This window comes from Nonomuraea monospora, from assembly GCF_039531895.1.
Taxonomy (GTDB): domain Bacteria; phylum Actinomycetota; class Actinomycetes; order Streptosporangiales; family Streptosporangiaceae; genus Nonomuraea; species Nonomuraea monospora.
Genome location: NZ_BAAAQX010000001.1, coordinates 377523 through 395823, shown reverse-complemented (window position 1 = coordinate 395823; position 18301 = coordinate 377523). Strand labels below are relative to the sequence as shown.

At 72.8% G+C, this 18301-nt stretch carries 20 protein-coding genes; 14 read left to right on the top strand and 6 right to left on the bottom strand.

Annotation, left to right across the window (positions count from 1 at the left end):
* The first annotated feature begins 155 nt into the window (after window positions 1-155).
* The 14 genes from ABD331_RS01870 (at window position 156) to ABD331_RS01805 (ending at window position 11617) form a co-directional block, all read left to right on the top strand.
* Entirely contained in the window at window positions 156-1928 is a 1773-nt protein-coding gene (locus tag ABD331_RS01870) for an acetyl-CoA carboxylase carboxyltransferase subunit alpha (RefSeq protein ID WP_344470388.1), read from the top strand.
* The gene (locus ABD331_RS01865) at window positions 1925-2350 is read left to right on the top strand and encodes an acetyl-CoA carboxylase biotin carboxyl carrier protein (protein ID WP_344470387.1); all 426 of its coding nucleotides are present in this window, start codon (window positions 1925-1927) and stop codon (window positions 2348-2350) included. Before ABD331_RS01870 ends, ABD331_RS01865 begins: the two co-directional genes overlap by 4 nt.
* 10 nt (window positions 2351-2360) lie before the next feature.
* Window positions 2361-3719, top strand: a complete 1359-nt coding sequence (locus tag ABD331_RS01860; protein WP_344470386.1) for an acetyl-CoA carboxylase biotin carboxylase subunit — start codon at window positions 2361-2363, stop codon at window positions 3717-3719.
* 61 nt (window positions 3720-3780) lie between these two features.
* Entirely contained in the window at window positions 3781-4104 is a 324-nt protein-coding gene (locus ABD331_RS01855; protein ID WP_344470385.1) for a TcmI family type II polyketide cyclase, read from the top strand.
* A complete protein-coding gene (locus ABD331_RS01850; RefSeq protein ID WP_344470384.1) occupies window positions 4101-4532 on the top strand; it encodes a cupin domain-containing protein in 432 nt (143 codons plus the stop codon). Before ABD331_RS01855 ends, ABD331_RS01850 begins: the two co-directional genes overlap by 4 nt.
* Window positions 4529-5824: a beta-ketoacyl-[acyl-carrier-protein] synthase family protein gene (locus ABD331_RS01845; protein ID WP_344470383.1), complete on the top strand. Its 1296-nt coding sequence runs from the start codon at window positions 4529-4531 to the stop codon at window positions 5822-5824. The genes ABD331_RS01850 and ABD331_RS01845 overlap by 4 nt, the downstream gene beginning before the upstream one ends.
* Entirely contained in the window at window positions 5821-7041 is a 1221-nt protein-coding gene (locus ABD331_RS01840) for a ketosynthase chain-length factor (protein WP_344470382.1), read from the top strand. Before ABD331_RS01845 ends, ABD331_RS01840 begins: the two co-directional genes overlap by 4 nt.
* 33 nt (window positions 7042-7074) lie before the next feature.
* Window positions 7075-7773: an SRPBCC family protein gene (locus ABD331_RS01835; RefSeq protein ID WP_344470381.1), complete on the top strand. Its 699-nt coding sequence runs from the start codon at window positions 7075-7077 to the stop codon at window positions 7771-7773.
* Window positions 7774-7781: 8 nt separating this feature from the next.
* The gene (locus ABD331_RS01830) at window positions 7782-8228 is read left to right on the top strand and encodes an anthrone oxygenase family protein (protein ID WP_344470380.1); all 447 of its coding nucleotides are present in this window, start codon (window positions 7782-7784) and stop codon (window positions 8226-8228) included.
* Window positions 8229-8241: 13 nt separating this feature from the next.
* Complete coding sequence (locus ABD331_RS01825) at window positions 8242-8973, top strand: SDR family NAD(P)-dependent oxidoreductase (RefSeq protein WP_344470379.1); 732 nt, start codon at window positions 8242-8244, stop codon at window positions 8971-8973.
* Window position 8974: 1 nt separating this feature from the next.
* Window positions 8975-9286: an antibiotic biosynthesis monooxygenase family protein gene (locus ABD331_RS01820; protein WP_344470378.1), complete on the top strand. Its 312-nt coding sequence runs from the start codon at window positions 8975-8977 to the stop codon at window positions 9284-9286.
* Window positions 9283-9597: an antibiotic biosynthesis monooxygenase family protein gene (locus ABD331_RS01815; protein WP_344470377.1), complete on the top strand. Its 315-nt coding sequence runs from the start codon at window positions 9283-9285 to the stop codon at window positions 9595-9597. The genes ABD331_RS01820 and ABD331_RS01815 overlap by 4 nt, the downstream gene beginning before the upstream one ends.
* A complete protein-coding gene (locus tag ABD331_RS01810; RefSeq protein WP_344470376.1) occupies window positions 9594-10499 on the top strand; it encodes a hypothetical protein in 906 nt (301 codons plus the stop codon). The genes ABD331_RS01815 and ABD331_RS01810 overlap by 4 nt, the downstream gene beginning before the upstream one ends.
* A gap of 5 nt (window positions 10500-10504) precedes the next feature.
* Window positions 10505-11617, top strand: coding sequence for an alcohol dehydrogenase catalytic domain-containing protein (locus ABD331_RS01805; RefSeq protein ID WP_344470744.1), 1113 nt, complete (start codon window positions 10505-10507; stop codon window positions 11615-11617).
* On the opposite strand, the gene ABD331_RS01800 is transcribed toward ABD331_RS01805, so the two are convergent.
* From ABD331_RS01800 to ABD331_RS01775, 6 genes are read right to left on the bottom strand one after another with little or no spacing between them, the layout of a single operon-like run.
* Window positions 11581-12870, bottom strand: coding sequence for an ABC transporter substrate-binding protein (locus ABD331_RS01800; protein ID WP_344470375.1), 1290 nt, complete (start codon window positions 12868-12870; stop codon window positions 11581-11583). The genes ABD331_RS01805 and ABD331_RS01800 overlap by 37 nt on opposite strands.
* A 21-nt stretch (window positions 12871-12891) precedes the next feature.
* Window positions 12892-14061: a branched-chain amino acid ABC transporter permease gene (locus ABD331_RS01795; protein ID WP_344470374.1), complete on the bottom strand. Its 1170-nt coding sequence runs from the start codon at window positions 14059-14061 to the stop codon at window positions 12892-12894.
* Entirely contained in the window at window positions 14058-14945 is an 888-nt protein-coding gene (locus ABD331_RS01790) for a branched-chain amino acid ABC transporter permease (RefSeq protein ID WP_344470373.1), read from the bottom strand. Before ABD331_RS01790 ends, ABD331_RS01795 begins: the two co-directional genes overlap by 4 nt.
* Complete coding sequence (locus ABD331_RS01785) at window positions 14942-16789, bottom strand: AMP-dependent synthetase/ligase (protein WP_344470372.1); 1848 nt, start codon at window positions 16787-16789, stop codon at window positions 14942-14944. Before ABD331_RS01785 ends, ABD331_RS01790 begins: the two co-directional genes overlap by 4 nt.
* Window positions 16786-17550, bottom strand: coding sequence for an ABC transporter ATP-binding protein (locus ABD331_RS01780; RefSeq protein WP_148434075.1), 765 nt, complete (start codon window positions 17548-17550; stop codon window positions 16786-16788). Before ABD331_RS01780 ends, ABD331_RS01785 begins: the two co-directional genes overlap by 4 nt.
* Window positions 17538-18299 (bottom strand): ABC transporter ATP-binding protein, encoded by a 762-nt coding sequence (locus tag ABD331_RS01775; protein WP_344470371.1) that lies wholly within the window; start codon window positions 18297-18299, stop codon window positions 17538-17540. The genes ABD331_RS01780 and ABD331_RS01775 overlap by 13 nt, the downstream gene beginning before the upstream one ends.
* Window positions 18300-18301: the final 2 nt, after the last annotated feature.

The following is an 18301-nucleotide window of genomic DNA, read 5'->3' as shown; positions in this document are numbered from 1 at the left end:
GATTCTGGCAGCATCCCCGCAACCGAAACAGATAGTAATCAAATGGTTGCAGAGAGTTAAAAGCGGGTAGAGCTTCTACCAGATTCCCGCCATCTCCCCACGTCAGGCCCATGTCTTCACATACGCCGCACTCGCCTCCTCGACCCACGCCGACCATGAACGCGCACTGGCTGATCTGCGCCGGGTGCCGTCAGCTCGTCCACCGAAGACGCTACGAGGCGGCGGGCAAGGTGTGCCCGCAGTGCGGCCTGCACGCGCGGCTCACCGCTCAGGAGCGGCTCGACCACCTCCTCGACGCGGGCTCGGCCGCCCCCGTCCGGGTGGCCACGACGCGGGACGACCCGCTGCGGTTCGCCGACCGGCGGCCCTACGCGCAACGGCTCAGCGCGGCCCGGCAGGCCACCGGGATGCGGGCCGCCGCCGTGGCCGCCACCGGGTCGATCCATGGGCGGCGGCTGGTCGTCGTCGCCATGGACTTCCGCTTCCTGGGCGGCAGCCTCGGCATGGCGGAGGGCGAATGCGTGACCTCGGCCGCGCGGACGGCGTTGCGTGAGCGGATCCCGCTGCTCGTCGTGACGGCCTCCGGCGGCGCCCGGATGCAGGAGGGCGCGCTGTCCCTCATGCAGATGGCCCGGTGCAGCCAGGCGCTTGCCCGGCTGGACGAGGCCGGGGTGCTGACCGTGTGCCTGGTGACCGATCCGACGTACGGGGGCGTGGCGGCGTCGATCGCGACGCTGACCGACGTCATCCTGGCCGAGCCGGGCGCCCGCATGGGGTTCGCCGGGCCGCGGGTGATCGAGCAGACGATCGGGCAGCGGGTGCCGGAGGGGCTGCAGACGGCGACGTCCCTGTTCGCCGGCGGGCTCATCGACGCCGTCCAGCCCAGAGCGACGCTGCGGACGGCCCTCGCCCGCCTGCTCGCCGCCACCGGTCAGGCACGCCCGCACGGCCGCGACACCGCCGACGCCTCAGACGACGGCACAGGCGGCACAGGCGGCACAGGCGGCACAGGCGGCACAGGCGGCACAGGCGGCACAGACGGCACAGGCGACGACACAGGCGACGGCACCAGCGCTGGCGACGACGTGCCCGCCGTCGAGGGCCTCGCGGAACCGACGTCCGACGATCCCTGGCAGATCGTCCACCGCGCCCGCCACCCCGACCGCCCCTCCACCCTGGACTACGCGGGCTACCTGCTGGAGGAGTTCCACGAGCTGCACGGCGACCGCGCGCACGGCGACTGCCCGGCCATCGTCGGCGGCCCCGGCCTGCTGGACGGCCGCCCGGTCATGCTCATCGGCCACCAGAAGGGCCGCACCACCGGCGAGCGGATCAGGCGTTCCTTCGGGATGCCGTCGCCCGCCGGCTACCGCAAGGCCGCCCGGCTGATGCGGCTGGCGGCCAAGCTGGGCCTGCCCGTCCTCACCTTCGTGGACACGCCGGGCGCCCATCCCGGCGTCGAGGCGGAGCAGGACGGGCAGGCCTGGGCGATCTCCCGCAACCTGCGTCTCATGTCGGCCCTGCCGGTCCCGATCGTGGCGGTCTTCACCGGCGAGGGCGGCAGCGGCGGCGCGCTGGCGCTGGCCGTGGCCGATCGGGTGCTGGCCCTGTCCAACGCCACCTACTCGGTCATCAGCCCGGAGGGCTGCGCCGCCATCCTGTGGCGCAGCGCGGAGGCCGCCCCGGAGGCCGCCGCCGCCCTGCGGCTCGACGCCCGGCACCTGCTCGAACAGGGGATCGTCGACGCGGTCATCCCCGAGCCGCCCGGGGGCGCCCACGTGCAGCCCGCCGCGACAGCGGAAAGCATCAGGCCGGTGGTCGCCGCGGCGCTGAGCCGCCTCGCCGGTCAGCCGGCCGCGGAGCTGCTGCGCGAACGTCGCCGGCGGTACGCGCGCTTCGGCTCCGGCGCTGAAGGGAGCCTCGCATGACCGAGCCGCACGAGGTGTTCGCGGAGCTGTGCCGTCAGGCCGCCCGGCTCTCCCGCGCAGGAGCGGCCTCCCTGTCCGGGCTGCGCGTCTCCTACGGCGACATCAGCCTCGACCTGACCTGGACGGCGCAGCCGGGCGAGCCCCCGCCTCCCGGCGACGCGGAGGAGGCCGAGGACGGCTCCTGGCGGGTGCACGCCCCCATGGTCGGGACCTTCTACCACGCCCCGCAGCCGGGCGCCGAGCCGTTCGTCCGCGAAGGTGACGCGGTGGCCGCCGGGCAGCAGGTCGGGGTCATCGAGGCGATGAAGCTGATGAACGCCGTCACCGCCGAGCGCGCGGGCGTCGTCACGGAGATCCTGGTGCCCGACGCCACGCCCGTGGAGTACGGCCGCCCGCTCATCGTCCTGCGCCCGGACGAGTAGCGGGGTCGCCATGTTCGGCACCGTGCTCATCGCCAACCGGGGCGAGATCGCCCTGCGCGTCGCCCGTACCTGCCGCGAGCTGGGCATCAGGACGGTCGTCGTGCACTCGGCCGCCGACGAGGGCACCGCCCCGGTCCGCTTCGCCGACCAGGCGGTGCGAATCGGGCCCGCCCCCGCCGGGCGCAGCTACCTGAACGCCGCCGCCGTTCTGCAGGCCGCCCTGCAGACGGGGGCGGAGGCGATCCACCCCGGCTACGGCTTCCTGTCGGAGAACCCGGACTTCGCGCAGATGTGCGAGGAGGCAGGGCTGGCGTTCGTGGGGCCGCCCGCCGGCGTGCTGGCGCGCCTGGGCGACAAGGCGGGCGCGCTGCGCGCGGTCGCCGAGGCCGGGCTGCCCGTGCTGCCCTGGAGCGGCGGCCCGGTGGACGGTCTCGCGGAGGCCCGCGCCGCCGCCGCCGGGATCGGTTACCCGCTCATCGTCAAGGCCGTGGCGGGCGGCGGCGGGCGGGGCATGGCCGTGGTGCGCGACGCGCGCGACCTGCCCGGCGCGTACGCGCGGGTGCGCGGCACGGCCGCCGCCGTGTTCGGCGACGATCGCCTCTACCTGGAGAGGTACGTCGAGGCCGCGCGGCACGTCGAGGTGCAGGTGCTGGCGGACCGGCACGGCGCGGTGGTGCACCTGGGCGCCAGGGACTGCTCGGTGCAGCGCCGCCACCAGAAGCTGGTGGAGGAGTCGCCCGTCCCTGGCTGGCGGCCGGAGGCGACGGAACGGCTCTGCGAGGCCGCCGTCAGCGCCGCCCGGGCGACGGGTTACGCGGGCGCCGGCACCTTCGAGTTCCTCGCCGGCCCCGACGGGACGTTCGCCTTCATCGAGGCCAACTGCCGCATCCAGGTCGAGCATCCCGTGACGGAGATGGTCGCGGGCGTCGACATCGTGGCGGAGCAGCTGCGCGTCGCCGCCGGGCTGAAGCTGTCGTTCGGTCAGGACGACGTGCGCCTGCGCGGCGCGGCCATCGAGTGCCGCGTCAACGCCGAGGACCCCGATCGCGGTTTCCTGCCGAGCCCCGGCCGCGTCGAGCGGCTGGCCCTGCCGGGCGGGCCGTTCGTCCGGGTGGACGGCTACCTGGAGCACGGCCTGGACGTGCCCGCCGCCTACGATCCGCTGCTCGCCAAGGTCGTCGTCTGGGCGCACGACCGCGCGGCGGCCATCGCCCGCATGCGGCGGGCCCTGTCGGAGCTCACGGTCGAGGGACCCGGTCTGCGGACCACCGCCGGCTTCCTGCCCCGGGTGCTCACCCACCCCCTGTTCGAATCCGGCGGTCACGACACGACGCTCGTGGACCGCATGACCCGTGAGGAGACACCATGAACGCCGATGACGCGTTCGTCATCGACACGCGCGGCGGCGCCCCTACCGGAGGGGAGCGGTCATGAGGCGCACCCTCATCGTCGCGCGCATGGACGCGGCGAGCGCGGACGCCGTGGCCGGCCTGTTCGCCGCCTCCGACGCGACGCGGCTCCCCCACCTGATCGGGGTCTCGCGGCGGACGCTGTTCCGCTTCCACGACTTGTACTTCCACCTCGTGGAGTCCGGCGACGACCTCGCCGAGCGCCTCCGCCTGGCCCGTGACGGCGCGCTGTACCAGGACCTCGACGCCCGGCTCCGCGAGCACATCAGGCCCTACGACCCCGGCTGGCGCGAGCCAGGCGACGCGATGGCCGTTCCCTTCTACACGTGGGAGCCGGGCGGATGAGCGAGCAGGCGCGCGTGAGGAAGGTGGCCGCGCGGGACGTGCCGCCCAACCGGCGGCGTGGCGGCGACATCCGCGTGGTGCTCGGCCCCAGGACGGCGGGCGCGTCCACCGGGTTCATGGGCGTGCTCACGCTCCGGCCCGGCGAGTACGTCTCGGAGCACTATCACCCGTACTCCGAGGAGTTCCTGTACGTCGTGTCGGGCGCCGTCGTGGTCCGGGCGGAGGACGAGTTCGTCGTGCTGGAGGCCGGGGAGGGCGTCGTGGTCCCCATCGGGATGCGGCACCGGGTCACCGGCACCGGCGCGGCGGGCGCGTCCGTGGTGTTCCACCTGTGCCCGCTCGCGCCCAGCCCTGAGCTGGGGCACGTCGACACCGAACAGCCGCCGAACCCGGAGGAGACGGGGCCCGTCGTGGGAGGCCCGGGGTGAGCGGGCGCCGCGTCGTCGTCACGGGGATCGGGGTCGTGGCCCCTGGCGGCATCGGCGTGGACCGGTTCTGGGAGCTGCTGACCGCGGGCCGGACGGCCACCCGGACGATCACGTTCTTCGACCCGTCGGCCTTCCGGTCGCGGGTGGCGGCCGAGTGCGACTTCGATCCGGCGGCGGCCGGGCTGACACCGCGGCAGATCAGGAGGATGGACCGGGCGGCGCAGCTCGCCGTGGTGTCCGCGAGGGAGGCGTGGGCGGGCAGCGGCCTGGCGGGCAGCGGCCTGGCGGGCAGCGGCCTGGCGGGCGTCGCCCCTGAGCGGGTCGGCGTCAGCCTGGGCAGCGCGGTGGGCTGCACGACGGGGCTGGAGGAGGAGTACGTCGTCGTCAGCGACGGGGGCCGGCACTGGAAGGTGGATCCCGCCTACGCGGTGCCGCACTTGTACGGCTATCTGGTGCCGAGCACGCTGGCCTGCGAGGTGGCCTGGACGTGCGCGGCCGAGGGCCCCGCCGCCCTCGTCTCCACCGGCTGCACCTCGGGCCTGGACTCGGTCGGGCACGCCTACCGGTCCATCCAGGAGGGCGCGGCGGACGTGGTCGTGGCGGGCGCCGCCGACGCGCCGATCTCCCCCATCACCGTGGCGTGCTTCGACGCCATCCGGGCGACGTCCCCGAACAACGCCGACCCCGGGCACGCGTCGAGGCCGTTCGACCGGCGCCGCGACGGCTTCGTGCTCGGCGAGGGCGCGGCCGTCCTGGTGCTGGAGGAGCTGGAGGCCGCGCGGCGCAGGGGCGCGGACGTGTACTGCGAGATCGCCGGCTTCGCCGCGCGCAGCAACGCCTTCCACATGACCGGCCTGCGGCCGGACGGCAGGGAGATGGCCGAGGCCATCCGCGCCGCGCTCGGCGAGGCCCGGCTGAACCCCGGGGACGTCGGGTACGTCAACGCCCACGGCTCCGGCACCAAGCAGAACGACCGGCACGAGACCGCCGCCGTCAAGCGCAGCCTGGGCGAGCACGCCAGGAAAGTGCCGATGAGCTCCATCAAGTCGATGATCGGGCACTCGCTCGGCGCGATCGGCTCGATCGAGCTCGCGGCCAGTGCCCTGGCGATCCGGCACGGGGTGGTGCCGCCGACGGCCAACCTGCACGAGCCCGACCCGGAGTGCGACCTCGACTACGTGCCGCTGACGGCCCGCGAGCTGCCCGTGGACGTGGTGCTGAGCGTGGGCAGCGGCTTCGGCGGCTTCCAGAGCGCGATGGTGCTCACCGCCCCCGGCAGGGCACGGCCGTGACGTCCACGGCCGTGGTCACCGGGATCGGCGTGGTCGCGCCGAACGGGCTCGGCGCGGCGGCCTACTGGGCGGCCCTGCTCGGCGGCGCGAGCGGCATCGGCCGCATCTCCCGCTTCGATCCCGGCGGCTACCCGGTGCGCAGGGCTGGGGAGATCCGCGGCTTCGCGGCAGGTGACCACGTGCCTGGCCGGGTGATCGTGGAGACCGACCGCTGGACGCATTTCGCGCTGGCCGGGACGGCCATGGCCCTGGAGGACGCCGGGGCCGACCTGTCCGTCCTGCCCGAGTACGACCTGGCGGTGGTGACGGCGAGCTCGTCGGGCGGCAACGAGTTCGGCCAGCGCGAGATCGAGCGGCTGTGGGCCGAGGGGGCCCGGCGGGTGAGCGCGTACCAGTCCATCGCCTGGTTCTACGCGGCGAGCACCGGCCAGATCTCCATCCGCCACAAGCTGCGCGGCCCCTGCGGCGTGATCGCGACCGAGCAGGCCGGCGGCATCGACGCGATCGCGAGCGCCCGCAGGTCGATCCGCGCCGGCGCGCGCCTGGTGGTCACCGGCGGGACCGAGGCCCCGCTGTCCCCGTACGCCCTGACGACGCAGCTCGCCACGGGGCTGCTCAGCACCGGCGAGGACGGCGCCTACCAGCCGTTCGGCCGGGCGGCCCGCGGTTTCCTGCCCGGCGAGGGCGGAGCCATGCTGGTCGTCGAGGACGGCACGCGGGGCGGCGCCCGCCCGTACGGGACGATCGCGGGCTACGGCGCCTCCTTCGACCCGCATCCGTCCACCGGACGCCCGCCGGGGCTGCGGCGCGCCGTCGAGACGGCGCTCGCCGACGCCGGGCTCGCTCCCGGCGACGTCGGCGTCGTCTTCGCCGACGCGATGGGCGTGCCCGCGGCCGACCGGCGGGAGAGCGCCGCGATCGCCGGGGTGTTCGGGCCGCACGGCGTGCCGGTCACCGCCCCGAAGACCCTGACGGGCCGCCTGTACGCGGGTGGCGCCGCACTCGACGTGGCCACGGCGCTGCTCGCCCTGCGCCACCAGGTCATCCCGCACACCACCGGCGTCGGCGAGGTGGATCCCGCCCACCCCATCGACCTGGTGACCGGCCGCCCCAGGCCGGCCCGCCTGCGTCACGCCCTGGTCATCGCCAGGGGCCACGGCGGCTTCAACGCCGCCCTCGTCGTCTCATCCGCCCTAGGAAATCATCCGCCGCCCTGAGAAACATCCGCCCCGTAAGAAACAGGAGGACTCATGCCCGAACTCACCCTCGACGACCTGCGCGACCTGATGCGCAGCGCCGGCGGGGTCGATGACGACGTCGATCTCGACGGCGACATCCTGCACACCCCGTTCCCCGACCTCGGCTACGACTCGCTGGCCGTGCTGCAGATCGGCGCGCTGATCGAGCACCGGCTCGGCGTCGAGGTGCCGGACTCGGCGCTGGACGAGATCAAGACGCCGTACCGGCTGCTCAGCTTCGTCCGCCGCCAGGGCGACGGCGCGGCCGGGCACACCGACAACGCCATCGTCATCGCCGCCCCCTTCGACCTGGTCTGGACGATGACGAACGACGTCGAGTCCTGGCCCGAGCTGTTCAGCGAGTACGCGGCGGCGGAGGTGCTGCTGCGGCGGGAGAACGTGGTGCGCTTCCGCCTGACCATGCGTCCCGACGCGGACGGCACCGCCTGGAGCTGGGTGTCCGAGCGCGTCACCGACCGGGAGAAGGGCACGGTCCGCGCCTACCGGGTGGAGACGGGGCCGTTCGAGTACATGGACATCTTCTGGGAGTACGCGCGGGTCGAGGGCGGGGTGCGGATGCGCTGGGCGCAGAGCTTCCACATGCGGCCGGGCGCCCCGGTCGACGACGCCACGATGACCGAGCGCATCAACCGCAACACCGCCGTCCAGCTCGAAAGAATCAAGCACGTCATCGAGGAGGTCGCCCGATGATCGCCGTCATGTCCGTCCTGACCCTGGCCGCGCTCGGGCTCGCCGCCGGCCTGATGCTCGCGACCGCGTTGCGCGGGTCCTACCAGCTCACCCTGCCGTACGCGGCCTACGTCGAGGAGAAGCAGGCCCTGCTGCGGCGTTCGGCCTCCTGGATGCCGGTGGTGATGCACCTCCTCGCCGCCGCGGAAGCGGTCCTGGCGGTCGCGGAGCGGCGGCAGCCGGCGGGCACGCTGTACGTGGTCGGCGCCGCGGCGCTCGTCGCCGTGCTGCTCGTCTCCCACTTCCGCAACAGCCCGATCAACAGGTGGGTGGCCACCCTGCCCGTGCACACGGCTCCCCTGGACTGGAAGGAGATCGACCCGCGCCGGTCGTGGACGCGCTGGCATCTCGCCCGCACCGCGGCCACGCTGCTGGCCCTCGCGGTCAACGCGGCGGCCCTGGCCCTGCCCACCTGAACGGAGACATCAGTTGCATCCCGACCTCACAGGAAAGAAGGCCCTGGTCACCGGCGGGACCAGGGGCATCGGCAAGGAGATCACGCTCACCCTGGCCAGGGCCGGCGCCGACGTGCTGGCCTGCTTCCGCGGCGACACGGAGGCCGCCGGACGGCTGGTGAGCGACCTGGCGGAGACGGACGGCAGCCACCACGTCGTCCAGGCCGACGTCAGCCGCCCGCAGGACCTCGACCGGCTGCTGCGGGAGTGCCGCGACCGGCTCGGCGGCCTCGACACCGTCGTCGGCAACGCCGGGGCCATCTCCCACGTGCCCCTCGACGAGCTGCGGCCGGACCAGTGGCACACGGTCATCGACACCAACCTGACCGCGTCCATGTTCGTCGTGCAGAAGGCGCTGCCCCTGCTCGCGCCGGGAGCCTCGATCGTGCACGTCGGCTCGCGGGTGGCCACCGTCGGCATCCCGCTGCGCGCCCACTACACGGCGGCCAAGGCCGGCCTGATCGGCCTGACCCGGTCGATGGCCAAGGAGCTGGGGCCGCGCGGCATCCGCGTCAACCTCGTCGCGCCCGGCCCCGTGGACACCGGACAGCCGCTCGACCCCGGCGTGCGCGCCGGCTACGAGAGCAGGATCGCGCTGGGCAGGCTGGGCCGCCCCGAGGAGGTCGCGAACGTGGTGGCGTTCCTGGCCTGCGACCTGGCCAGTTTCGTGACCGGCGCCACCATCGACGTGGACGGAGGGGTGTGACATGACGTTCAGGGTGTTCCTGCGCATGCAGATCCGTCCCGGCCTGGAGCGGGACTTCGAGAGGACCTGGCTGGACGTCGGGCACGCGGTCACCTCCCACCCGGCGAACCTCGGCCAGTGGCTGGCCAGGAGCGGTGAGGAGGAGGGCGTCTACTTCGTGATCAGCGACTGGCTGGACGAGCCGCGTTTCCGCGAGTTCGAGCGCAGCCCCGCCCATCGCGAGCACCGCGCCAAGCTGCATCCCTACCGCTCCAGCGGCTCCATGATCACCATGCGGCTGGTGCACGCGCTGCCGGGGCAGGAGCCGTCGTGAGCGCCCGGGTGCGGGTCCTCGTCCACGCCACGGCCCCCGGCGGCGACCTCCAGGCCGTCACGCACGCCTACCACCTGATCAGCCGGACGCTGGCGGGCACGCCCGGGCTGCTCGGCAACGAGCTGCTGCGCTCCGCTCACCGTCCGGGCGAGTACGCCGTGCTGAGCGAATGGGCGAGCGTGGAGGCCTTCCGCGCCTGGGAGGGCGGGCCCGGCCACCGTGCCGCCACCGCCCCGCTGCGCCCTTTCCAGAGCGGCTTCGCCGTCTACGTCGTGGAGGCCGCCTATGCGGACGAGGAGAGCCCGGCATGATCGTCCATGAGGTCCTCGACGGCCTGCCCTACGACTCGGGCACCAGGCTGCTGCGACGTCAGGAGCACCTGCTCCTGACCGGCCCCCCGGCCGGGCCTGCCGCGCTGTCGCCGGAGCCGCTGGAGACCGCGCACGTCCCGCAGGAGTACGTCGAGCAGGGGTTCGCGCGGCCCCGCAGGGTCTACCAGAACGCCTGCCTCCAGGTGGAATGGCAGCAGATGCACGACTTCCGCCAGCCGTTCTATCACCGCAACAACGACATGGACGAGATCGCCTTCCAGATCACCGGCGAGTGCACGGTGATGACGGACCTGGGATCCGCCGTCCTGCGGCCGGGCGACTTCTCCCGCGTCCCGGTGGGCACGGCGCACGACCACTACGGGGTGCGGGACGTGCACCTGGCGATCGACGTGCTGCCGCCCGCCAGGGAGGTCGGCCCGGTGGTCCGCCACGCCGAGCGGCTGGTGCCGCCGTTCCCCGGGTGGGAGGCGGGGATCGTCACCGAGTTCGTGACCGCGTCCCACCAGGGTGTGGCCAGCTTCCTGATCGATGAACGGCTGCTGCTCGAACAGGCGTCGCCCGAGGAGGGCACGATCGCGATCCAGCGGGCCGACGCGCCGGGCACCACCTGGCTCTACCGGTCCGCGCACGTGTGGGTCGGCAACGTCCGGCTCGACGGGGCCGACGGCTCCCTCTACCGCAGGCACCGCACGGCCGACGAGGTCCAGTACCAGATCAGCGGCCGGCGGCGGCTCGTCACCCAGCGCGGCACGCTCGACCTGGAGCCGGGAGACCTCGTGCACATCCCCGTCGGCTGCGCGTTCACCGACGTGTGCGCGGGCCCCAGCGCGCACATCTCGGTCGTCTCCGGGCAGGCCGTGACGCGCGTGGCCGGCCCGTGACGACGATGCTCGCGCTCCGCGCCCGCTCCAGCGGTGCGGAACCCCGGCTGGAGCGGATCCCGGTTCCACAGCCCGGCCCGGACGACGTCCTGGTCGAGGTCAGGTCCGCCGGGCTGGCGCCGGGCGTGCTCGGCCTGCTGAAGCTCGGCCGCTTCCGGCACCTGCCCAGCACTCTCGGCCATGAGGCGGCCGGGGTCGTGACGCGCGTGGGCGCCGGCGTCACCGGGTTCGGCGCAGGTGACCGCGTCCGGATCCATCCCAACCTCACCTGCCGCGCCTGCGTCCACTGCCGCACCGACCGGGAGCAGATGTGCCCCGAACAGGCCATGATCGGCCACGCCGGCTTCGGCTCTGGGCCGATGCCGCTGTACGAGCGCTACCACGACGGCGGGCTGGCGGAGTACGTCCGCGCGCCGGCCTGGCTGGTGGACCGCCTTCCGGACGGCGTCGGTTTCGACGTCGCGGCCAAGGTGCCCGATCTGGCGAACGCCGTGCGCGCGCTCAGGACCGCCGCCCCGCTGCACACGGGCACGGTGGTCGTCACCGCGGCCACCGGCTGCATGGGCAGCGCCACGGTCAGGCTCGCCCACCTGTTCGGCGTCACCCGGCTCATCCTCCTCGGCCGATCCCGCGAGCGCCTGCGGAGCGTGGCGGCCCTCGCCTCGGTGCCGGTGGAGACCGTCGCCCTGGACGAGACCGGCGGCCTGACGCGGCGCCTGCGCCGCCTGGTGCCGGGCGGCGCGGACGCGGTGATCGACTACCTGCCCGACCAAGCCCGGCTGTGGGAGGTGGTGAGCGGCGCCCTGGGCGTCGGCGGCACGCTCGTCCACATGGGGACCGACCCCGCTCCGCACCCGGTCTCCTTCGCCGCCATGATGGCGAACTGCTGGCGGTTCACCGGCCTGCGCGGCTCCGCGCGCGGCGACGCCCACCGCGTCCTGGCCCTGCTCGGGGCGGGGGTGCTGACGGCCGACGAGCTGATCACGCATCGTTTCCCGCTTGAGCGGGTGGACGCCGCCATCAGCGCCATGCGCGGCCGTGAGCACCCCATGTGGATGACCGTCGTCCACCCGCCCAGCGCTCAGAGCTTGGAGAAGCAGGGCCCGTCGAAGGTGTAGGCCTGCGCCGTCGGCCCGGTGAAGAAGTCCTTGACGATGGCGACGCCCGTCGTGGCCTTGTCGTCCACCTTGTTGATCAGCGTCTGCCTGAAGACCGCTCCCGGCTCCGCGTAGTTCCCGGCCTCCGCGGGCAGCATGCCCTCGTAGTCCACCGTCTTCAGCGTCTTGACCGCCGCCAGCAGCCCGGCCCTGCTCACGTTCCCGCCGGCCACCATCGCGTCCAGCGCCGCCTTCATCGGGTACGCCCACGCCCACCCCGAGGTGTACCCGTCGTTCGGGGTGACGCCGGGCAGCGCGTCGCGCATCGCCTTGTGGCCGGGCGTGTCGGCGTCCCACGGCTTGCCGGGGGCCGACTGCTCGTACAGCGCCTTCAGCGCGGGCGCGGCCGGCGACTGGAGGAGCGCCGGGTTCCAGGTCGGGCCGGTGCCGATGAAGCGGCCCTTGTAGCCGGCCGCGGCCGACTGGCCGACGATCGTGGCGGCGTCCGCGGGGCCGGTGGTGAGGATGACCAGGTCGGGCTTGTTCTTGGTGATCTCGGTGATGGCCCTGCCCTGCTCGGTGGCGCCCGTCGGGGTCTCGACGTTGGCGAAGGTCAGGCCGCCGCGCTCGGCGGCCGCCTTGGCGCCGGCGGCGGCGTCCGCGCCGTAGTCGCCCGCCAGGTGGACGGCCATCACGGACTTCACCTTGTAGGTGTCCACCGCGTAGTCGACGGAGTTCATCGCCTCGACGCAGTAGTTGGACCCGGTCTCGATGATGACGTCCTCGAACTCCCAGGCCGAGGTCCACGACGCGGGGGCGGAGACGATGTTGTTGGCCTTGAGGTCGCCGATGATGGCGGCGGTGGTGGGCGAGCCGAGGGTCTGGGCCAGGCCGAGCACCTGGTCCTTGATCTCGTTGTAGACCTGCCGGTGCACCTCGGGGTTGTACTTGTTGTCCTTGACGTACTTGGTGACGTCCACCTCGTACTTGCCGCCGATGCCGCCCGCCTTGTTGACGCGGGCCCAGAAGGCCTTCTGGGCGTCGGTGATGGGGACGGCGAGCGCGGCGAAGGGGCCGGAGGTGAGGTCGGAGATGGTGCCGAGGTAGATGCAGCCCTTGTTGCTGTCCACCGCGGACGGGCAGGGCTCGGTGGTGACACCCGGAGCCTGGGCGGCGACACCGCCTGTACTGCCTTGGTCGTCCCCCCGGAAGACGCCGCACGCGGACAGAAGGGCCGCTATGGCGAGGAAGGTGAATGCACAGCGACTCTTCATGGAGAACCCCTCCTGAGCGAGCTAGTACGAGAAAGGCCAGGACTTCCAGTAGTTGCGGACCCGGATCCACAGGCCGAACAGGCCCCGTGGCTCGAAGATGAGGAACAGCACGATCAGCAGCCCGTACAGAACGGTCTCGACCTGGAACACGTTCGGCGTCTGCGTGGTGTCCCCGCTGATGAACGGCACCAGCGCGGGCAGCGACCTGGTCACCGGCTGCAGCAGCGAGATGAACAGCGCCCCGGCGATCGCCCCCGACACCGTCGCCACCCCGCCGATCAGCACCATGGCGATGAACTGCACCGACAGCAGCAGGTTGAACGACGACGGCTCGACGTACCCGGAGATCGTGAACAGCAGCCCGCCCGCGCACCCCGCGTAGAACGAGGAGATGCCGAAGGCGAGCACCTTGTAGCGGGTCAGCGGCACCCCGATGACGGCGGCGGCGATGTCCCTGTCGCGGATGGCGGCGAAGGCGCGGCCGATGCGGGAGCGGGCCAGGTTGCGGGCGGCGACCGCGAAGACGACGAGCAGCGTCAGCATGAGCGTGTAGAGGAGCTGCTCCTTGGTGCCGAGCGGCCCGTCCTGGTCCAGCCGCACGCCGAAGAGCTGCGGGATCGCGGCCTCCCTGCCGACGCCGGGGCCGCCGGTCAGCTCCTGCCACTCCTTGAAGATGTGCTCGCCCAGGAAGACCAGCCCGAGCGTGACGACGGCCAGGTAGAGTCCGCGCAGCCGGGAGGCGAGCGGCGCGATCAGCACCCCGGCCGCGGCGGCGACCAGGCCGGCGGCGGGCAGCCAGATCCACAGCTCGGCGACGCCGTAGCCGATGTTCTCGCCGTCCACGGGGCCGGAGACGGCGGCGGCCGTGTACGCGCCGATCGCGACGAAGAACGCGTGCCCGAGCGAGACCTGCCCGGCGTACCCGGTGACGATGTTCAGCCCGATCGCCCCGATGGCCAGCACGTACGCCCCCGCCAGCACCTCCAGCGACCGGTCCTGCAGCAGCACCGCCAGCGCGAACGCGAGCAGCACCAGCAGCCCCGTGGAGACCTTCTTGGCGGGCGTGTCGAGCAGCGCCATGTCCTGGGCGTAGGAGGTGTAGAGCAGCGGCCTGCCGCGCACCCGCCGCGACCGAGACCGTCCGGTCGGTATGTCGGGGGGCGCCCCCGCCGTGGTCCGCGTCCCGGTCATACCCGCTCGACCTCCCGCGTCCCGAACAGCCCGTACGGCCGCACCATCAGCACGATGAGCATGACGACGTACGGCGACACGACCGCGAAGTTCTGCCCCAGCCAGGGCGCGAACTCCCCCTGGTACGACTGGAACAGCGACTCCACCACGCCCACGATGAGCCCGCCCACCACGGCCCCGCCCAGCGAGTCGAGCCCGCCCACGATGATCGCCGGCAGCGCCTTCAACGCGATCACCCAGGTCATCTGCTCGATGCCCTGCCCGGTGCCGACGAACATCCCGGCGATCGCCGCCAGGAACCCGGCCAGCCCCCACGACAGCGCGAACACCGCCCCCACCGAGACCCCCTGCGCCAGCGCGATCTCCTGGTCGAAGGCCGCCGCCCGCATGGCCAGCCCGTAGCGCGTATAGCGGAAGAACGCGAACAGCAGCGCCACCAGCACGGCGGTGACCAGCATCATGGCCAGCCAGCGCGACTGCACGACCAGCGGCCCGAGCGAGACCTGGGTGAACCCCCACGGGTCGCCCACCTGCCGCACGTCCCGGCCGATGAAGCCGTTCACGATCACCCGCAGCACCACGTCGAGGCCGAGCGTGATGATCGCCACGACGAAGACCGGGCGGCCCACCATCGGCCTGATCGACACCCGCTCGACGACCAGCGCCACCGCCGCGATGAGCAGCGCCGCCAGCAGGACGGCCGGGTAGAAGCCGGTCAGGGCGGCCAGGTAGCTGACCGCGACGCCGCCGGCCAGCATGAGGGCGGGCTGGGCGAAGCTGATCACCCGCGTCGCCTTGTAGATGATCACGAAGCCGAGGGCGAGCAGCGCGTACACCGAGCCGTTCCCCAGGCCCCTGATCACCGACTCCAGCAGCCCCTTCACCGGGCGTACATCCCTTCGACCAGGTCCTCGAAGAGCTTGGCGATGGCCGAGCGCTTGACCTTCTGGGTGGCGGTCAGCTCGCCGTCCTCGTGGTCGAGCTCCTTGGGCAGGAACGCGAAGCGCTTGACCTGCTCCACGTACGCGAACCGCTCGTTCACGCCGTTCACGATCTCCTGGACCAGCTCCCGCACCTGCGGCTTGTCCGACAGGTCCCGGTAGGTGGTGTACGGCAGGCCGCGCCGCCGCGCCCACTCCCCCACCGTGTCCAGCTCGATCCCGATCAGCGCCACCAGGTAGGGCCGCTGGTCGCCGATGACCACGGCCTCCTTCAGGTAGGGGGACGCCTTCAGCGCGTTCTCGATCTCGCTGGGCGCGATGTTCTTGCCGCCGGCCGTGATGATGATGTCCTTCATCCGGTCGGTGATCCGCACGTGCGTGCCCTCGACCCACTCGCCCACGTCGCCGGTGTGCAGCCAGCCGTCCTCGTCCAGCACGTCGGCGGTGGCGCGCGGGTTGCGCCAGTAGCCGGCGAAGTTCCCCGGGTGCCTGGTCATGATCTCGCCGGTGGCCTCGTCGATCCGCAGCTCGATGCCGGGCTGCGGCTCCCCGACCGTGCCCAGGCGGATCCGTCCCGGGCGGTTGGCGGTGGCGACGGCGGTGTTCTCGCTCATGCCGTACACCTCGTGCATGGGCACGCCGATCCCCATGTAGAACTTGAGCACGTCCGGCGCGATCGGCGCGGCGCCGGAGGCGGCGTAACGGACCCGCCGCATGCCGAGCCGCTCGCGCAGCGAGCGGTAACAGAACACCCAGCCCGCCGCGTACGCCGCCCGCGTCCTGAGTGTGTGCCGGCCGCCGGTGCGCACCAGCGTGTCGCCCACCCGGTCGGCCACCCGCAGCCAGAACCTCGTCAGTGCCCGCTTGACCGGCGAGGCCGACTCCAGCTTGATGTTGACCTGCGCGAGCACCTTCTCCCAGATGCGCGGCACCCCGAACAGTATCGTCGGCTGCACCTCCCGCAGGTTCGCCTGCACGGTGTCGATGGACTCGGCGAAGTTCACCTGCACCCCGGCCGCCGAGTTGAACCAGACGGTGAACGCCCGCTCCGCCACGTGGCACAGCGGCAGGTACGACAGCGCCAGATCGCGCTCCGAGGGCGGCGGGGAGGTGAAGCCGCCGCCCTCGACCAGCGTGCGCACGGCGAACTCGACGTTGGCGACGGTCAGCATCACGCCCTTGGGCGGCCCGGTGGTGCCGGAGGTGTAGATGAGCGTCATCACGTCGGCGGGCTCGGCCTCGGCCAGGCGGCGCTCCACCGCAGCCGGATGCGCCGCGCGGTGCTCCGCCCCGAGCGCGAGCAACTCGGGCCAGGACATCAGTACGTCGTCGTCGTAGCGCCCGCGGATGCCGCGCGGCTCCAGGTAGATGATCCGCCGCAGCTCGGGGCACTCGTCGAGGACGGACAGCGCCTTGTCCACCTGCTCCTGGTCCTCGGCCACGAGGATCTTCGCGCCCGAGTCGGCCAGCAGGTAGGCGACCTCGGCGGGCGGGTTCGTGGGGTACAGGCCGACCGTGATCGCGCGCGCGGCGACCGTGCCGAGGTCGGCGTAGAGCCACTCGGGGCGGTTCTCCGCGTGCACGGCCACCCGGTCGCCCGGCTCGACGCCCAGCGCGAGCAGCGCGTGCGCGACCAGCTCGACCTGCGTCCAGTACGCGCCCCAGGTGACCTCCTGCCAGATGCCGAAGTCCTTGTGCCGCATGGCGACGGCGTCGGGGGCGTTCCTGGCGCGCTCGCGCACCCTGGTGACGATGGTGGCGGTCCTCGACACGACGCCCACGCTCATGCGGTCCCTCCCAGGTACGCCTCGATGACCGCGGGATCCCGCTGCACCTCGGCCGGCTCGCCGAGCGCGACCGGGCGGCCGAAGTCCAGCACCAGCACCCGGTCGGCCAAATCCATGACCAGCGCCATGTCGTGGTCCACGAGCACGACCGGGATGCCCAGCTCATCCCGGATGTCCAGGACGAACCTGGCCATGTCCTCGGTCTCCTCCAGGTTCATGCCGGCCACGGGCTCGTCCAGCAGCAGCAGCCGGGGCTCCATGGCCAGCGCCCGCCCCAGCTCCACCCGCTTCTGGATCCCGTACGGCAGCAGCCGCACGGGGTGCCGCCGCCAGGCCTCCAGCTCCAGGAAGTCGATGATGTCCTCGATGCGGGCGCGGGCCGCCAGCTCGGCCCGCCTGGCGCGGCCGTACCAGGCGAGCGCCGACAGCGCGCCGTAACGGAAGTGGTGGTGGCGGCCGAGCATGAGGTTGTCCAGGACGGTCAGGTTGTGGAACAGCTCCACGTTCTGGAACGTCCGCGCCAGCCCCATGGCCGCGATCTCGTGCGGGCGGCGGGCCAGCAGGTCCTCGCCGAGGAAGGTGACCCGCCCGCTCTGCGGCCGGTAGACGCCCGACAGCACGTTGAAGACGGACGTCTTGCCCGCCCCGTTCGGGCCGATGACGGCGAGCAGCTCCGCCTGCCGCACCTCGAAGGAGACGCCGTCGATGGCCTTGACCCCGGCGAAGCTCAGGTGCACGTCCTCGAACGTCAGGAGAGCCATCTTTTTCTCCGCTTGTAGTGCTTGATCTCGCGGAAGGACCGGACGGCCCCCAGGTAGAACTCCTTGATGTCCTCGTCGGCGAGCAGCTCCCCCGACGGCTTGTCCATCACGATCTTCCCGGTCTCCATGACGTAGCCGTGCGAGGCGATGGACAGCGCCATCGTGGCGTTCTGCTCGACCAGCAGGACCGTGGTGCCCTGGCGGTTGATCTCCACGATCAGGTCGCGCACCTGGCCCACCAGCGACGGCGCGAGGCCCAGGCTGGGCTCGTCCAGCAGCAGGTACTTGGGGCCCGCCATGAGGGCCCTGCCGACGGCCAGCATCTGCTGCTCGCCGCCCGACAGGTAGCCCGACACGCTCCTGCGCCGCTCCCGCAGCAGGGGGAACAGGCCGTAGACGCGGTCCAGGTGCGACCGGGCGGCCGTGTGGCCGCCGACCTTCAGGTTCTCCTCGACGGTCAGCTCCGACAGGATGCGCCGGCCCTCCATCACCTGGCTGACGCCGCGCCGGACGATCTGGGCGGGCCGCAGGTGGTGGATGGGCTGGCCCTCCAGCGTGACCTCGCCCTTGGTGATCTCGCCGTCGTGCACGTCGAGCAGCCCCGACAGGGCGCGCAGCAGGGTGGTCTTGCCCGCGCCGTTCGCGCCGAGCAGCGCCACGATCGAGCCGGGCGGCACGCGGATGCTCACGCCGCGCAGCACGAGCATCACGTCGTCGTAGACGACCTCCAGGTTGCGTACCTCGAGCACGC

Coding starts and splice junctions, on each gene's coding strand:
- ABD331_RS01860 (WP_344470386.1), top strand. CDS start 2,361: ATGTTCGGCACCGTGCTCATCGCCAACCGGGGCGAGATCGCCCTGCGC.
- ABD331_RS01795 (WP_344470374.1), bottom strand. CDS start 14,061: ATGACCGGGACGCGGACCACGGCGGGGGCGCCCCCCGACATACCGACC.
- ABD331_RS01805 (WP_344470744.1), top strand. CDS start 10,505: ATGCTCGCGCTCCGCGCCCGCTCCAGCGGTGCGGAACCCCGGCTGGAG.
- ABD331_RS01830 (WP_344470380.1), top strand. CDS start 7,782: ATGTCCGTCCTGACCCTGGCCGCGCTCGGGCTCGCCGCCGGCCTGATG.
- ABD331_RS01835 (WP_344470381.1), top strand. CDS start 7,075: ATGCCCGAACTCACCCTCGACGACCTGCGCGACCTGATGCGCAGCGCC.
- ABD331_RS01785 (WP_344470372.1), bottom strand. CDS start 16,789: ATGAGCGTGGGCGTCGTGTCGAGGACCGCCACCATCGTCACCAGGGTG.
- ABD331_RS01850 (WP_344470384.1), top strand. CDS start 4,101: ATGAGCGAGCAGGCGCGCGTGAGGAAGGTGGCCGCGCGGGACGTGCCG.
- ABD331_RS01820 (WP_344470378.1), top strand. CDS start 8,975: ATGACGTTCAGGGTGTTCCTGCGCATGCAGATCCGTCCCGGCCTGGAG.
- ABD331_RS01780 (WP_148434075.1), bottom strand. CDS start 17,550: ATGGCTCTCCTGACGTTCGAGGACGTGCACCTGAGCTTCGCCGGGGTC.
- ABD331_RS01865 (WP_344470387.1), top strand. CDS start 1,925: ATGACCGAGCCGCACGAGGTGTTCGCGGAGCTGTGCCGTCAGGCCGCC.
- ABD331_RS01870 (WP_344470388.1), top strand. CDS start 156: ATGAACGCGCACTGGCTGATCTGCGCCGGGTGCCGTCAGCTCGTCCAC.
- ABD331_RS01810 (WP_344470376.1), top strand. CDS start 9,594: ATGATCGTCCATGAGGTCCTCGACGGCCTGCCCTACGACTCGGGCACC.
- ABD331_RS01800 (WP_344470375.1), bottom strand. CDS start 12,870: ATGAAGAGTCGCTGTGCATTCACCTTCCTCGCCATAGCGGCCCTTCTG.
- ABD331_RS01855 (WP_344470385.1), top strand. CDS start 3,781: ATGAGGCGCACCCTCATCGTCGCGCGCATGGACGCGGCGAGCGCGGAC.